The organism is Oscillatoria sp. HE19RPO, from assembly GCF_024220515.1.
GTDB lineage: Bacteria > Cyanobacteriota > Cyanobacteriia > Cyanobacteriales > Laspinemataceae > Laspinema.
On record NZ_JAMXOT010000109.1, the window covers coordinates 1 to 14,609 of the forward strand.

General features: G+C 49.4%; 10 protein-coding genes. 9 read left to right on the top strand and 1 reads right to left on the bottom strand.

Annotated features, from left to right (window positions below; genetic code table 11):
• Positions 1-445 precede the first annotated feature (445 nt).
• The 9 genes from NG833_RS30820 to argH all read left to right on the top strand — a co-directional run bounded on the left by NG833_RS30820 (position 446) and on the right by argH (position 12,969).
• Positions 446-1,798: a TIGR04283 family arsenosugar biosynthesis glycosyltransferase gene (locus NG833_RS30820; RefSeq protein WP_309143846.1), complete on the top strand. Its 1,353-nt coding sequence runs from the start codon at positions 446-448 to the stop codon at positions 1,796-1,798.
• A gap of 541 nt (positions 1,799-2,339) precedes the next feature.
• On the top strand, positions 2,340-3,134 hold the full coding sequence (locus NG833_RS10755) for an HpsJ family protein (protein WP_254565287.1): 795 nt from the start codon (positions 2,340-2,342) through the stop codon (positions 3,132-3,134).
• Positions 3,135-3,445: 311 nt separating this feature from the next.
• Entirely contained in the window at positions 3,446-4,318 is an 873-nt protein-coding gene (locus NG833_RS10760; protein ID WP_254565288.1) for a glycosyltransferase family 2 protein, read from the top strand.
• A 709-nt stretch (positions 4,319-5,027) separates the two neighbouring features.
• Complete coding sequence (locus NG833_RS10765; RefSeq protein ID WP_254565289.1) at positions 5,028-5,762, top strand: DUF502 domain-containing protein; 735 nt, start codon at positions 5,028-5,030, stop codon at positions 5,760-5,762.
• A gap of 26 nt (positions 5,763-5,788) precedes the next feature.
• Positions 5,789-6,418: a transcription antitermination factor NusB gene (gene nusB, locus NG833_RS10770; protein WP_254565290.1), complete on the top strand. Its 630-nt coding sequence runs from the start codon at positions 5,789-5,791 to the stop codon at positions 6,416-6,418.
• A 132-nt stretch (positions 6,419-6,550) separates the two neighbouring features.
• Complete coding sequence (gene ftsY, locus NG833_RS10775; RefSeq protein WP_254565291.1) at positions 6,551-8,275, top strand: signal recognition particle-docking protein FtsY; 1,725 nt, start codon at positions 6,551-6,553, stop codon at positions 8,273-8,275.
• A gap of 786 nt (positions 8,276-9,061) precedes the next feature.
• On the top strand, positions 9,062-10,513 hold the full coding sequence (locus NG833_RS10780; RefSeq protein ID WP_254565292.1) for a PP2C family protein-serine/threonine phosphatase: 1,452 nt from the start codon (positions 9,062-9,064) through the stop codon (positions 10,511-10,513).
• A gap of 687 nt (positions 10,514-11,200) precedes the next feature.
• Positions 11,201-11,455, top strand: coding sequence for a hypothetical protein (locus NG833_RS10785; protein ID WP_254565293.1), 255 nt, complete (start codon positions 11,201-11,203; stop codon positions 11,453-11,455).
• Positions 11,456-11,580: 125 nt separating this feature from the next.
• A complete protein-coding gene (gene argH / locus NG833_RS10790; RefSeq protein ID WP_254565294.1) occupies positions 11,581-12,969 on the top strand; it encodes an argininosuccinate lyase in 1,389 nt (462 codons plus the stop codon).
• A gap of 272 nt (positions 12,970-13,241) precedes the next feature.
• Here the strand turns inward: argH and NG833_RS10795 are convergent, their stop codons facing one another.
• Positions 13,242-13,844, bottom strand: a complete 603-nt coding sequence (locus NG833_RS10795) for a hypothetical protein (RefSeq protein ID WP_254565295.1) — start codon at positions 13,842-13,844, stop codon at positions 13,242-13,244.
• Positions 13,845-14,609: the final 765 nt, after the last annotated feature.

The window sequence follows — 14,609 nt, forward strand, 5'->3', positions numbered from 1 at the left end:
CGCAATGCTTGCGCCCGACGGAGGGCGCAAGCATTGCGCCCCTACATGAACGTTTGGAGGATTTATATTTTGCAATCCCCTTATCCTCTTTTGTTTGTAGTAACGACTTCAGTCGTTGCCGCGTGACTTGGCATCAGCCAAGTAACGCCCCAATATCAGGCTTAAACTCCAGTTCCCAACCCAGCAGGCGGTAGACCCTCAGATTGCTCGTGTTATGGCGGATGCCAAGTAACGCCCCAATATCAGGCTTAAACTCCAGTTCCCAACCCAGCAGGCGGTGGACCCTCAGATTGCTCGTGTTATGGCGGATGCCATAACACGAGAGCAACGACTGAAGTCGGGACGTTGAACATCTCCTCCAATGACAAATGACAAATGACAAATGACAAATGACAAATGACAAATGACAAATGACAAATGACAAATGACAAATGACAAATGACAAATGACAAATGACAAATCCCCCATCCCCATGCTTTCTCACTCCAATCCCGATCGCCTGATTATTTTTACCCGCCTTCCCTATCCTGGAACGACTAAAACCAGGCTGATTCCGGCATTGGGGGCAAGGGGGGCGGCGCAATTGCATCGGCAACTGGGGAAGCATACCCTCGCTACTGTTCGAGAGGGGTTGCAGCAAAAGATGGCGCAACCGATCGCCGTGGAAGTGCGATTTACTGGGGGAACTCGGGAACAGATGCAGGGGTGGTTGGGGGAAGATTGGCTGTATCGACCCCAGTCTGAGGGAGATTTGGGCGATCGCCTCAAAGCTGCTGCTCAGGATGCATTTGAGGCGGGATGCTCGCGAGTGGTGATCATTGGCACCGATTGCCCAGATTTGGATGCCGGAATCCTCATGCAAGGGTTTGAATCCCTGCAATCCCATGACTTGGTGTTAGGACCCGCAATGGATGGAGGATATTATCTGATTGGACTGTCTCGGTTCATTCCAGAAGTCTTCCAGGGGATAGCTTGGGGGACTGGGGAAGTTTTGGCCCAAACCCTGGCTGTGGCGAGTTCTGAGTGTCTGAGTGTAGCGAAGTTACCGGAACTCAGGGATATCGATCGCCCGGAGGATTTGGCTGAATTAGGGTCCCGATTCTCCCTGAAACCCAACCGGGGCCAAATCTCAATTATTGTGCCGGTTTTGAATGAAGAGGCGCGGATTGGGTCTACTTTAGAGGCAGTGGGTGGTCTTTCGGATGTGGAAATTATTGTTGTGGATGGCGGTTCGCGCGATCGCACCCGGGAGATTGCGGCATCTTATGGGGTGACTGTTGTCCGTAGTGAATCGGGGAGATGGCGACAAATGAATCTGGGTGCTGCTCAGGCAAGCGGCGAAATTCTGCTATTTTTACATGGGGATACTCGGTTGGGGTCAGGATTTGAGACAGAGATTCGGCGCATTTTGGAGTCACCGGATGTCGTGGGGGGAGCGTTTGAATTGAGGATTGAGGGGCCAGGACCCGGGTTCCGGATGATTGAATGGGGGGTGAAGTGGCGATCGCGCTGGGGGCAGATGCCTTATGGGGACCAGGGAATTTTTGTGCGCGCTGCCACCTTTTGGGAACTGGGAGGATTTGCCGAAATGGGGATCATGGAGGATTTTGAATTTGTGGGGCGCTTGAAACGGCGTGGAAGACTGGCGATCGCCCCGATCCCCGCCTTCACCAGTGCCAGACGGTGGCAGAAATTGGGCATTCTGCGAACAACTGGGATCAATCAACTGATGATTCTGGGATATTATTTGGGGATTTCACCGACCCGTTTAGCGCATTGGTATCGCACGCAGCAGTAAAATAGGGAAAGATCGGGTAAAGCCTGTGGTCTATCTTGGGTCAACGCCCCCAATCCATCCTCCTGTCCCGGCATCGTTCAACCGAACCTCAATCTCTTGGGGTTGTTTTTACCTCCCGCCAAAAACGACAATAAATTTTGGGTAAACTTTACACAGTTGAGGTTAAAATTACTGGGATTTAAGTTTAAACTTAAATCGGAGGATTCAATCAATCACCCTTTAACTGTGTGACCTCCAGTGAAACTCATTTGATGAGTCGCCAAACCTGGCCTCTTAATAGGATCATAAGGCAATCAGGATGAGTCGATTACCAGGAGGAGTTTAAGGGTTAAGACTGAATATCCTTATGCCTTACCCTGGTTTCAGGGACATCTCGAAACCGAGGTTTGTTTCCTTGTCCCCAACCCAGAAATCCAATCAACTTCAGCGGGGTAAAAAACATCAGTAAACCCGGGGAAAGAGAAGAGAGAAAATTCCCCTATGTGGGGTAATATATCGGGAAAATTATAGGAGAATCATGAATCAAGAGTCTGTAGCTTCAATGTCCCTCAAAGTAATCGGGGTGATTTTAATTGTATCATCACTGGTGGATTATGTGCTGTTAGCCATTCCCTTTCAGCCCGGATCGAGAGAATGGCAAATTGCTTATGCAGCTCAAGTTGTAGAACGAGGAATTATTCCCTTAGTCGGGATAGCGTTTTTAGTAACTGGGTCTTGGATGGATCGGGCTGAAGGGAGTGGTGCCCCTAAACGCAACCCGTTCCAAGAGTTGAGATTTTGGGCTTTTGTGTTGTCTACAATTCTTGGGGTGGTATTTTTAGTTGTATTTCCCCTGCATTTGAATAACGTGCGGCTGCAACGCTCTGATGCTTTGCAGCAAATCCGAGAACAAGCCAGCCAGACCGAAACTCAAGTTTTAAGCCAACTTGAGAACGAGAATGTGGAGAGCGAAATTCAACAACGCCGGAGCGCGATCGGGGAACAAATTCGGCAATTGATCTCGAATCCCGACCAACTGAACGAAGCCCTAACAAGTCCGGACGTGCCGCAACAAGAGAAGGAATTACTGGAACAATTTCAGCAGAATCCCCAAGCCTTGGATCAGTTTCTCAACCAACAATTCAGTACGGATAATCTTCGGACTCAACAACTCACCCAGATTCGCTCTCGTCAGCAAGAAGTGGAAAACCAGACCAAAACTCGATTTACCAAGTTAGCCGTGCAAACTGGGATTAGCAGTTTGTTGTTATCTGTGGCTTATAGCATTATTGGCTGGACTGGGTTAAAAAGTATGGGGAGTGTCGGGGGAGGACGACGGAAATCGATGGGTCGTTAGAAGAAGAAATTGGCGATCGCCACTCAGGCATCACTCAGGGATACCCAGTCAAGTTGGGAAGTCAGCTTGCTCTCAATTCTAGTCAAGTCTAAGTCTTGTAATTTGGAGAGGTTGCCCTCGTTACAATCGTCTCGGTTAAGTTACGATTAGGGCGAAATGGGTGCGTCAGGGCCCTTCACCGAGTGCAACCCTTTTGCCCTGAAAGGGTGGTGTGGTTCAAAGAACTGGCCGATACCGGGGTCGCAGACAAGTTTTGATCGCCGATCGCAACAACTATTCACAATTCAGCCGATTATTGGCAATTGCCCCCCATGTTCTCGATTTATATCCTGACCCATAACGAACAAATTGATATTGCTGCTTGCATTGAGTCCGCCATGCTGAGTGATGAGATTATCGTGGTGGACTCGATGTCAAGCGATCGCACAGTGGAGATTGCTCGTCAGTATCCGGTACAGGTGGTTCAGCATCCTTTTGAAAGTCACGGCAAACAACGGACTTGGATGCTGCAAGAACTACCCACCCAGCATGAATGGGTTTACATCCTAGAAGCTGATGAACGGATGACTCCTGAACTCTTTCAGGAATGTCTCGATGCGATCGCCAACCCTGACGACATCATCGGCTACTATGTCGCCGAGCGCGTCATATTTATGAACCAATGGATTCGGTACAGCACCCAGTACCCCCGCTATCAACTGCGTTTATTCCGCAAGGACAAGGTATGGTTCACGGATTATGGACATACGGAACGGGAAGTCTGTGACGGTCCCACCGGATTTCTCAAAGAAACCTATCCCCACTACACCAGTAGCAAAGGATTAAGTCGCTGGTTAGACAAGCACAACCGCTACTCCAGTGATGAAGCTCAAGAAACCCTGCGCCAACTGGAAAAAGGAGAAGTCTCTTGGAATAATCTCTTCTTTGGGCGATCGGAAGTCGAAAAACGCCGAGCACTCAAAGATCTCTCCCTACGCCTCCCCTTTCGTCCCCTGTTGCGCTTTATTTATATGTACTTTATGCTCGGGGGCATCCTCGATGGACGTGCCGGGTTTGCTTGGTGTACCTTACAGGCATTTTATGAATATCTCATTTTGCTCAAAGTGTGGGAACTCCAAAATATGCCCAACCCTCAGTTAGACCCCCAACCCACCAGCAATGCCACCACATCCAACCCCTCCTAATTCTTAGGGTGGCGGTACAGCCTTAAATTAGGCAAGATAGAAACCCGGTTCTCTTCCCTATGCTGTACTGACGTCGGACTTTAGGAGTACAGCCACGGTTAGAAACCGGGTTTTTTCACAACATTTTTGCAGAAGAACACCAGATTTGGGCCAAAAACCCGGTTTCTTGTCCCTGGGGTCTCCTTGGGGAGGCATTGTAGCATTGTAGGGTGGGCACTGCCCACCTTTGGGTGTTGGTGGGCAGTGCCCACCCTACAATTGCTCTCAGGTCAACCATCCAGTTTTTTTAATCAAGATGCCGGTCATTTGGCAATAATTCTTTACAATTGACTAGAGAAGCGCCTGAGTTGAACTTGACACTTTCTTTGCTCAGGGCGCAGGGTATAGTATCAGAAGATACTCCATGCTTTTTCCGTTTCTGCAAAGAAACCGGGACCGATTCAGCCTTGGCTGCCTCAAGCCGACTCAGGGGCTAAACAGCGCGCCGGAGTGCTAACCGAAAAAATCATGGTTTTGTGGCGATTCATTCTCTGTGTGTGTCATCCCTCACCGTTGCTGACTCCCTCAGAGGATTTTGCGGAAAGCAAGGGATCCGTGGCTGGACGCAGACGGTTTTTTGGAGACCGAAAATGATACGGTTTGTTGATAATCAAGCAGTTAAAAGTGGCGATCGCGTGATGTTTCCAAACAAAAGGAGAGTGGGTAAGCTGTGATCCAACGCCTTAAACAAGACTTAAAAAATGACCTGATTGCTGGACTGCTGGTCATCATTCCTCTAGCAACCACCATCTGGCTGACGATTACCATAGCTCGATGGGTGATCGATTTCCTGACCAGTATTCCCAAGCAGCTTAATCCCTTTGACAACCTCCACCCCATTTTAGTCAACCTGATTAACCTCGGAGTCGGATTAGCCGTTCCCCTCCTGAGTATTCTCCTAATTGGGTTGATGGCACGCAACATCGCCGGACGATGGTTGCTCGACTTGGGGGAACGAGTGCTGCAAGCCATTCCTCTAGCGGGTTCAGTTTATAAAACCCTCAAGCAAATTTTAGAAACCGTCCTCAAAGATTCCAATGGGAAATTTCGACGGGTGATTTTAGTCGAGTATCCGCGCAAAGGAATCTGGGCGATCGCCTTCGTGACTGGGGGGGTCGCCGCAGAAATCCAATCCCACTTATCCGGGGGACTGGTCAGTATTTTTATTCCCACCACCCCTAACCCCACCAGTGGGTGGTATGCTGTCGTTTCTGAAGAAGAAGTGATCAACCTCTCCATGTCCGTGGAAGATGCCTTTAAAGTCATCGTCTCCGGTGGCATTGTTAGCCCGCCCATGACTGGACCCTTGCCCCTGCCTCCATCGAGCGATCGCAAGCTACAGGAACTCAGACCTGAGGTCAAACGCCAGACTCTCGTTTCTGAAGAAGAAAAAGAATATATCTAAACCCACCCAAGTTAACTCCTCGCCTTATGAAAGCTCAAAGAGTCGCTCGTGAACTCGCCTTGCTGAGTATGAGTCAGCTGAGTTCCAACCTAGAAAAACTCAGCGCTCAACAACTCTCCGATCTAGTCCTCGCTGCGGTTCGCACCCTCACCAATGAAGTCCACGATATCCTCGAAACTGCTGCGGCAGAACTCAAACGCAGCAACGATCGCCTCTTAGGCAGCGAAATTCAAGCCACCACGGTGCAAAGTTCTCGCACAATGGTCTACGAAGCCGTAGAACTCACCCAAACCGCCATTAACCGCGTGGCAATGGCAATGGAATTGCCTGAGTTTCTGCAACTGACCAACCAAAAAGAAGTCAAGGCGTACACCCTAGAAACTCTAACCCTAGTCAACGCCCATCGCGAAGAAATTGATGCCATCCTCCAACAGGCGCTCGTCAATTGGCAAATAAATCGGATTGCTCGCATCGATCGCGATATCCTCCGAATTGCTGTGGCTGAAATGCGCTATCTCGGCCTCCAGGAACGCATCGCCATCAATGAAGCGGTAGAATTAGCCAAACGCTATAGCGGTGAAGATGGCTATCGCTTTGTCAATGGCGTCTTGCGTCGGGTCACCGAACAGTTTCATCAGAAGGTGCCACAAGAATAATCTCTCCCCCGTTGGTTCAAAACCGGACGGTCCCCATCCTGGACTCGGAAGTAAAACCCGGGCCTTATGGCTTCAAAAATCTCTACCCGACCCTCTAAAATAGTCGGCAAAGCTCTCTTGCTGGTAAGTGCTATGGTGTTTAATTGGTTCCGTCGTCAGTTCAACGAAAAAGAACAAAAACAAGAACAAGAACAGGCTATAGAACCGACTGCAAAGCAGCCGGAATCTGATGCTGAGGAAACGACCCCAGAAGTTGCCGAAGATTACCTGAACTGGGCTAAAGCTGCTTATCAAAATATTCAAAAGCAACAGGTTCCTGCTTTGGAAGAACCGGAAGCTGAGGGAGAACCGGAAGAATTGGAAGCTGAGGGAGAACCGGAAGCTGGGGGAGAACCGGAAGAACTGGAAGCAGGGGAAGAACCGGAAGCTGAGGGAGAACCGGAAGAACTGGAAGCTGAGGGAGAACCGGAAGAACTGGAAGCTGAGGGAGAACCGGAAGCTGGGGGAGAACCGGAAGCAGGGGAAGAACTGGAGGACCCGGTTCCTGAACCGATCGCCGAAGAACCCTTAGTTGCTCCGGAGGAAGCACCAGAACCCGAGGCCGTTCCAGAGGAGGTTATAGAACCGGCAGCGGCCTTAGCTATGGAAACCTCAGAACCAACGGAAACCTCGGAACCGGCGGCTCCAGCACCGGCTCCGGTGTCATTCCTGGCACGGGCGGAGGCGGAACGACAGGCGAGAATGCAGCGGTTAGAGGAAACTGCTGTGGAGGCCCCGGTAGAGGAAGACTTCAGACGGACCCCGACCCCGGGACAACCGGAGATTGAAGGGACAGAAATTCCGGGATTGGCGTTTGATGAGGGCTTTTTGTGGTCAGCGGAAGTGCTGGCGGCCCAAGGACGCCGTCCCGATCAGGTTTCCATTGAAGAAATTACCTGGTTGCAGAAGTTACGCCAGGGGTTGGATAGAACCCGTCGGAGTTTAATTAACCAACTGCGGGCGATCGTGGGACAGGGGCCGCTGAATAAAGCAGCGGTGATGGAAATTGAAACCGCCCTGTTGCAGGCGGATGTGGGGGTAGAGGCGACAGATTTGATTATTGAGGCCCTCCAGCAGAAGTTAAAAGAAGAGGCCCTGCCCCCAGCCGAGGCGATCGCCTACCTGAAAAAAATCCTCCGGGAAATGCTCGATCGCCCCTTTCAGGAAAAATACAATACCAACTTTGTCCCCGAGAAAGATACCCTGAATATTTGGGTGATTGCCGGAGTCAATGGGGCCGGTAAAACCACCACCATCGGTAAAATTGCCCATTTGTCCAAACAATCCGGTTATAAAACCCTAATTGCCGCCGCAGATACCTTCCGCGCCGCTGCTGTGGAGCAAGTCAAGGTGTGGGGGAATCGCGCCGATGTGGAAGTGATTGCCAACCCGGTGAAAAATTCCGACCCGGCAGCGGTCGTATTTGATGGGATTTCAGCCGCAATGGCCCGAGGCACAGAACTGCTGCTGGTGGATACTGCCGGACGGTTGCAGAATAAAAAGAATCTGATGGACGAATTGGCAAAGATCCGTAGAATCGTGGATAGAAAAGCGCCGGATGCAGTGGTAGAATCACTGCTGGTTTTGGATGCAACCTTGGGACAAAACGGCCTCCGTCAAGCTCAAGTGTTTTCCGAAGCGATTAATTTGAGCGGAGTCATCTTGACAAAATTGGATGGAACTGCTAAAGGTGGCATAGCCTTGGCGATCGTGCAGCAGATGGGATTACCCATCCGCTTTATCGGTGCCGGTGAAGGAATCGAAGACCTGCGCCCCTTTTCCAGCTACGAATTTGTCGAAGCGTTGATTGGTGGCTAGTATCCAGAGCGAGAATAGAGACGTTAGACCTTCAGACTCAAGGGGCCCCAAGTCATCAGACTGAGGCTGTGAACCCAGGGAAATCCCGGCAGGTGATGATGCCCGCCGGGTCGAGTCTGGCTTTTGAGGAATGGATTAGAACAAATCAAACCAATCAGCGATCGCTTCTTTGAGGAATCGAGGTGGGAAAACCCCCCCATCAGTGGATTGGCAGAGCTTATAAATAGCGCTATCATAAATCCACTTTAATGCGATGTCTGTAGAAATCTGGATTGATGGGTCGAGCAGTCGGCTCAGGGTTGAGGAATCATCACACTGAAGCCACCTGCTTGATAGAAAATCAGTCCAGCCCCGCGATCCGCATCGGAGATCGTGTGAGTTTTTTTTTACAACCCACTCAAGACACTGGGGAGACTGCCCCGGATGCTAAACACTCGAATTCCTACCTTTTGGCGCGAATATTATCTGGCAACCGAGTTCAACTCGGGTGCATAAGGGTTAATTTAGAACTGCTTTAAAATACTGATACCGAATCCGGTTGTCAAATGTCTATAAAAACCCGCAGGCTGAAGCCTGGGGCTACACGGACGAAGCCCGCCTGCGCGGGCTAATACACAAAACCGACTTTTACCAACCGGATTTGGTATGAGCCCTTAAACTATCTATCAAGGGCGATCGCCAAACCCAATTGGCAGCCATTCTTTAACACCAGACTCTGTAGTGTGGGGTAATTCCTACCCCCAAACAAAAGATATAATCACTCCCGCTGGAGCGAGCTTGACTCTCATGACTTCTTTGCCTCTCCCTCGACAGCCCTTTCAGCCAGATGTACCCGACAACGGCAGCGCATCCGCAGACGTCACCCCCGTCTTTGCCCTCAAAGAACTGGTGGCGCGTTTGCATCGGGAACAAAAGAAAGTCCAAGATTTGCTGTCGTCTTTGGGATTTGCCCTCCGCAGCTTCAATAATTTGAATCAGTTCTTGGAGTTGATTCCCCTGGTGGCGAGTCGGGTCACCGATGCAGATGGGGGAGCATTGATCCTGTTTAAACCCAATGGTCAAGTGAGGTTACAGCAACTTCACTGCCAAGATGGTCACGAATGCCATGATATTCGCCAAGCGTTAGAAAACCTGACTCGTCAAATCATGGATGATTCTAACCTGGCTGCCTCAAGTCTGCCTCCCTCGGCGTTAGATTATCAAGTTACCCCCTACTTGGGGTCAGATGTGCAGTTATTTGGCACCGCGATTTTGGTTAAAAATACGGAACGCGGTCGTCTGTATGTGTTCAGTCGAGACCCGGACTATACTTGGACTCCCACGCGCCAGAAGTTAGTTCGGTTAGTGGCGGATCAAACTGCCGTGGCGATCGAAAATGACGAACTGACCGTAGAATTACGCAAGAAGGAACGACTGGACCGAGAATTAGAAATTGGCGCAGAAATCCAACTGCGACTCCTGCCACGCCAATGTCCGACAATTAACGGGATTGAGTTGGCTGCCAGTTGTGAAACTGCTAGTCGGGTGGGGGGAGACTACTATGATTTTATTCCCACAACCCACGACTTTGCCCAATCTAAAAATCAGGGCGGAAAACCGAATGCACGCTGGAGCATCGTTATTGGCGATGTGATGGGGAAAGGAGTACCTGCCGGGTTGATTATGACCATGACCCGAGGAATGTTACGCGCCGAGGTCCTCAACGGTCATTCCCCCTCACGCATCCTTCAGCATTTGAACCGGGTAATGTATGCGGATTTGGAGAATTCTCATCGGTTTGTCACCCTGTTTTATTCGGAGTATGACCCGGAAACTCGGATTTTGTCCTATAGTAATGCGGCACATAATCCTCCGTTATTGTGGCAGGCATCTACAAGGACGATTCAGCGGTTAGATACTTTGGGGATGTTGATTGGATTAGATCCGGATACCCAGTATCAAGAAGCACAGATTCAGCTAGAGCCTGGAGATACGCTGATTTATTACACCGACGGGTTTACTGATGCCAGCAACCAAGTGGGCGATCGCTTTGATGAGGAAAACTTGACAGCGGCTTTGGAATGGGCTTGTCAACATTATCACAAGCCTCAAGCGATTTTAGAACACCTATTTGAGCGGGTCGGTCATTTTATCGGCCCCAATAGTCAAAATACGGATGATATGACCTTGATTGTGTTGCAAGTCAAGGGGGATGAGGAGAGTTCAAAACCCGGGTCTGAGGAGGGGTGCGGGGGTTAAAAGCCTAGCCCTGTCCAGCAGATCAATGTTAATGAACCCCAAAAAATAAAATATGCAAAAACCCCGCAGGCTGAAGCCTGGAGGCTCACAGGACAAAGCCCGCCTGCGCGGGCTAAAAGAGCCTTGTTAGGTGCTTAACCATCGGGATTTGGATGATTTATTTGTTGGAACACCCTTAGTTCATGTAGCCGCGCTTCGAGAAGCGCCAGTCCAGGTGTTCAATTTAATGACCCCAAATCGTTAGTTCATGTAGCCGCGCTTCGAGAAGCGCCTGTCCATGTGTTCAATTTAATGACCCCAAATCGTTAGTTCATGTAGCCGCGCTTCGAGAAGCGCCAGTCCATGTGTTCAATTTAATGACCCCAAAGAGTTATGGAATGTAGAGGCGCTTCGAGAAGCGCCAGTCCAGCAGATCAATGTTAATGACCCCAAATCGTTAGTTCATGTAGAGGCGCTTCGAGAAGCGCCAGTCCAGCAGATCAATGTTAATGACCCCAAAGAGTTATGGAATGTAGAGGCGCTTCGAGAAGCGCCCCTACAACTACACCTTGACAGGGCGAGGGTTAAAAGCCTAGCCCGGTGTGGCCAGTTCATGGAAGAATTGCGATCGGGTCGTTTACAGGATGAACTTGATCCGGCATACTGCAAACAGCCCTCTTCCTCCCCGGTTACGGGTGTTAAAAACTCATGACAATATGTTTTTCTAGCCTTCACGAATTAATCGCTCAATTGGCTATTTCTTCCAACAGCGGGGAAGTCCTCTCCCCGTTGATGGGGGAGTCTTTCCGGCAGGCGATCGTCCTGGCGCAACAAGTTAGTGACCCGGATATTATGGGTCGAATTACAGATGCCTGGAATAACTTTGTTGAAACTGGACAAATTTGGGCCTTAATCATTGGTATGGTTCTGGGTTATCTATTTCGGGGATTTCGAGGCGGTTAAAGTCACCCACGGGTCATTTATCCTGAGTCCGTCAATCACCCATGACATATGACAAATGACAAATGACAAATGACAAATGACAAATGATATTTTGTTTGAGCCAGTAAGAAAGCAGTGAATTGAGCATGACAGAACAAAAAACTTGGAGTCAACGATTTGAAGGTGCATTACATCCGGCGATCGCCCGCTTCAATGCCAGTATCGGGTTTGATATTCAACTGATTGAGTACGACTTGACCGGATCGATGGCCCATGCAAAAATGCTAGGCAAAACCGGCATTATTTCCCTGGATGAAGCAGACAAGCTGATGAAGGGACTCGAACAAATTCGCCAAGAATATCGCCAAGGGTTATTTAAACCCGGAGTCGATGCCGAAGATGTCCATTTTGCCGTGGAACGTCGCTTGACGGAGTTGGTGGGAGATGTGGGGAAAAAACTCCATACCGCGCGATCGCGCAACGATCAAGTGGGCACCGATACCCGACTCTATCTCCGGGACCAAATCCAGCAAATTCGGCAACAGATTCGCGACTTTCAAAGTGTTTTGCTGGAACTAGCCGATCGCCATGTGGAAACCTTAATCCCCGGTTATACCCACCTACAACGCGCCCAACCGATTAGTTTAGCCCATCACCTCTTGGCCTATTTTGAAATGGCCCAGCGCGACTGGGAACGGTTAGGAGAGATTTATCAGCGTGTGGATATGTGCCCGTTAGGGGCCGGTGCTTTAGCGGGAACAACGTTTCCCATCGATCGCCACTTCACCGCCCAAGAACTGGGGTTTAGCCGACCCTATAATAACAGTTTAGATGCGGTGAGCGATCGCGACTTTGCGATCGAGTTTCTCTGTGCCTCTAGTCTGATTTTAGTGCATTTGAGTCGCTTATCTGAAGAAGTCATCCTCTGGGCATCGCAAGAATTTAGCTTCATCACCCTAACCGATAGCTGTGCCACGGGTTCCAGCATTATGCCGCAAAAGAAAAACCCCGATGTTCCTGAATTGGTTCGCGGCAAAACAGGCCGAGTTTTCGGGCATTTACAAGGAATGTTAGTGCTAATGAAAGGCTTACCTTTAGCCTACAATAAAGACCTGCAAGAAGATAAAGAAGGTCTATTTGATGCTGTAAAAACCGTCAAATCTTGCCTAGAAGCGATGACCATTTTAATGAGTGAAGGCATCCAATTTCGGGAACAACGCCTTGCTGAAGCTGTTGCTGAAGACTTCTCCAATGCCACCGATGTGGCTGATTATTTAGCCGCCAAAGGTGTCCCCTTTCGAGAAGCTTATAATTTGGTCGGAAAAGTCGTTAAAACCTCTCTATCAGCGGGGAAATTGTTAAAAGATTTAACCCTAGAGGAATGGAAAGCATTGCATCCCGCCTTTGAGACGGATATTTATGCAGCGATCGCCCCCAAACAAGTCGTCTCCGCCCGCAATAGCTACGGGGGTACCGGATTTGAACAAGTGAGACAAGCTCTAACGGAGGCTAAGATTCGGTTTAAACAAGTGTAACTGAGATCTTGCACCCGTGGCAAAACCCGGCGGGGGATTTATCCCCCGCCTAATAGCTAAAGTTGAAACTGAGATCTTGCACCATTCTCAACACCGGCGGGGGTTTTAACCCCCGCCTAATAGCTAAAGTCGTCTAAAGACGACTGCAAGCAAGTCTTATACCGTGGTGTTTTCAGTCGGTTTCAACCGACGTAGTGGCGCTTCGCGAAGCGCCACTACCGGCGGGGGTTTTAACCCCCGCCGGGTGTTGCTGTAGATGAAATAAAAAATAATTAACCGGATAAAGATTTTTCCGACTTCCAATAATGCTGTTGATACGCTGCCACTAAAACATCTTTTCGGCCCTTTTCCTTAAAATAACGAGCCGCATAATCCTTCTGTTTGGCCGTCCCGTTAAATAAGTAATGCTTAATGCGCTCTTGTCCTTCAGAAGTTTGGACTAAACTGAGAGATTTGTCAACCAACTTACCCATTTTACTTCCCTCCACCTGTTCCAAAGTTTGCATCATCGTATCAACCTGATCAACATTGGCCGGAGGTTCAGTTTCGACAACGCGATTGACCAAAGTATGATGAGAATTGTAAAACCGTAAAGCGTGTTGCACCCGAGTTTCCGTGCGGTTTTCCAAGAGTAAATAGGCCGCATGACGCACCTTACAAGAGCGATCGCGCAATGCCTCAATCACTAAATCTAACCCATCAATTCCATACCGCAGCGCTTCGGACAGGGCAGTAATACGATATTCTACCACCGGAGAAGCCAAACGCATTTTCACTCCATCTAACCCCCCCAAAACCATAGCACCTATGGGGGCCGGGTGTTGTCCCCCCAAAACGGCATCATCAGGTTGAGGTTGATTTCGATTATTTCCCATCAGGCCCTTCGCTCTCAACACTCTTCGAGTATAGCGAATTTCCAGGGCAAGGATAACACATCCAGCAAAAAGCAAGAATTCCCCAGTTCGTAGTAAAGACTTCAGTCGTTCTCTTCAGTTCGTAGTAACGCCTTCAGTCGTTCTCTTCAGTTCGTAGTAACGCCTTCAGTCGTTCTCTTCTGTTCGTAGTAACGACTTCAGTCGTTCTCTTCAGTTCGTAGTAACGACTTCAGTCGTTCTTAATGTTCGTAGTAACGACTTCAGTCGTTCTCTTCTGTTCGTAGTAACGACTTCAGTCGTTATCCCCGGATTTAAGACCAAATCCCACTAATCTACCCCCAAAATAACCCTCAACTCAATCCTCCAGGAGGCGATCGCCTGGAGAACCCCAGGATTTCTGCAACAACAATGAACAGAACCTAGGGCCATGAGTACACAAAAGGTTAGAAACCGGGTTTCTTGACCGAATCTCTGGTAATTAGCACCAAATTAGGGTAAGAAACCCGGTTTCTTGTCCTATCTACAAACATGGATAACGACTGAAGTCGTTACTACGAACATGGATAACGACTGAAGTCGTTACTACGAACATGGATAACGACTGAAGTCGTTACTACGAACATGGATAACGACTTCAGTCGTTACTACGAACATGGATAACGACTGAAGTCGTTACTACAAACATGGATAACGACTGAAGTCGTTACTACGAACATGGATAACGACTTCAGTCGTTACTACGAACGGGGGTAGAATTCCTCAAGG

Bases quoted from the DNA above. Each gene is read 5' to 3' on its own strand.
- NG833_RS10780 (WP_254565292.1), top strand. From the start codon at position 9,062: ATGACTTCTTTGCCTCTCCCTCGACAGCCCTTTCAGCCAGATGTACCC.
- ftsY (WP_254565291.1), top strand. From the start codon at position 6,551: ATGGTGTTTAATTGGTTCCGTCGTCAGTTCAACGAAAAAGAACAAAAA.
- NG833_RS10760 (WP_254565288.1), top strand. From the start codon at position 3,446: ATGTTCTCGATTTATATCCTGACCCATAACGAACAAATTGATATTGCT.
- NG833_RS10755 (WP_254565287.1), top strand. From the start codon at position 2,340: ATGTCCCTCAAAGTAATCGGGGTGATTTTAATTGTATCATCACTGGTG.
- NG833_RS10785 (WP_254565293.1), top strand. From the start codon at position 11,201: ATGACAATATGTTTTTCTAGCCTTCACGAATTAATCGCTCAATTGGCT.
- NG833_RS10795 (WP_254565295.1), bottom strand. From the start codon at position 13,844: ATGGGAAATAATCGAAATCAACCTCAACCTGATGATGCCGTTTTGGGG.
- nusB (WP_254565290.1), top strand. From the start codon at position 5,789: ATGAAAGCTCAAAGAGTCGCTCGTGAACTCGCCTTGCTGAGTATGAGT.
- argH (WP_254565294.1), top strand. From the start codon at position 11,581: ATGACAGAACAAAAAACTTGGAGTCAACGATTTGAAGGTGCATTACAT.
- NG833_RS30820 (WP_309143846.1), top strand. From the start codon at position 446: ATGACAAATGACAAATCCCCCATCCCCATGCTTTCTCACTCCAATCCC.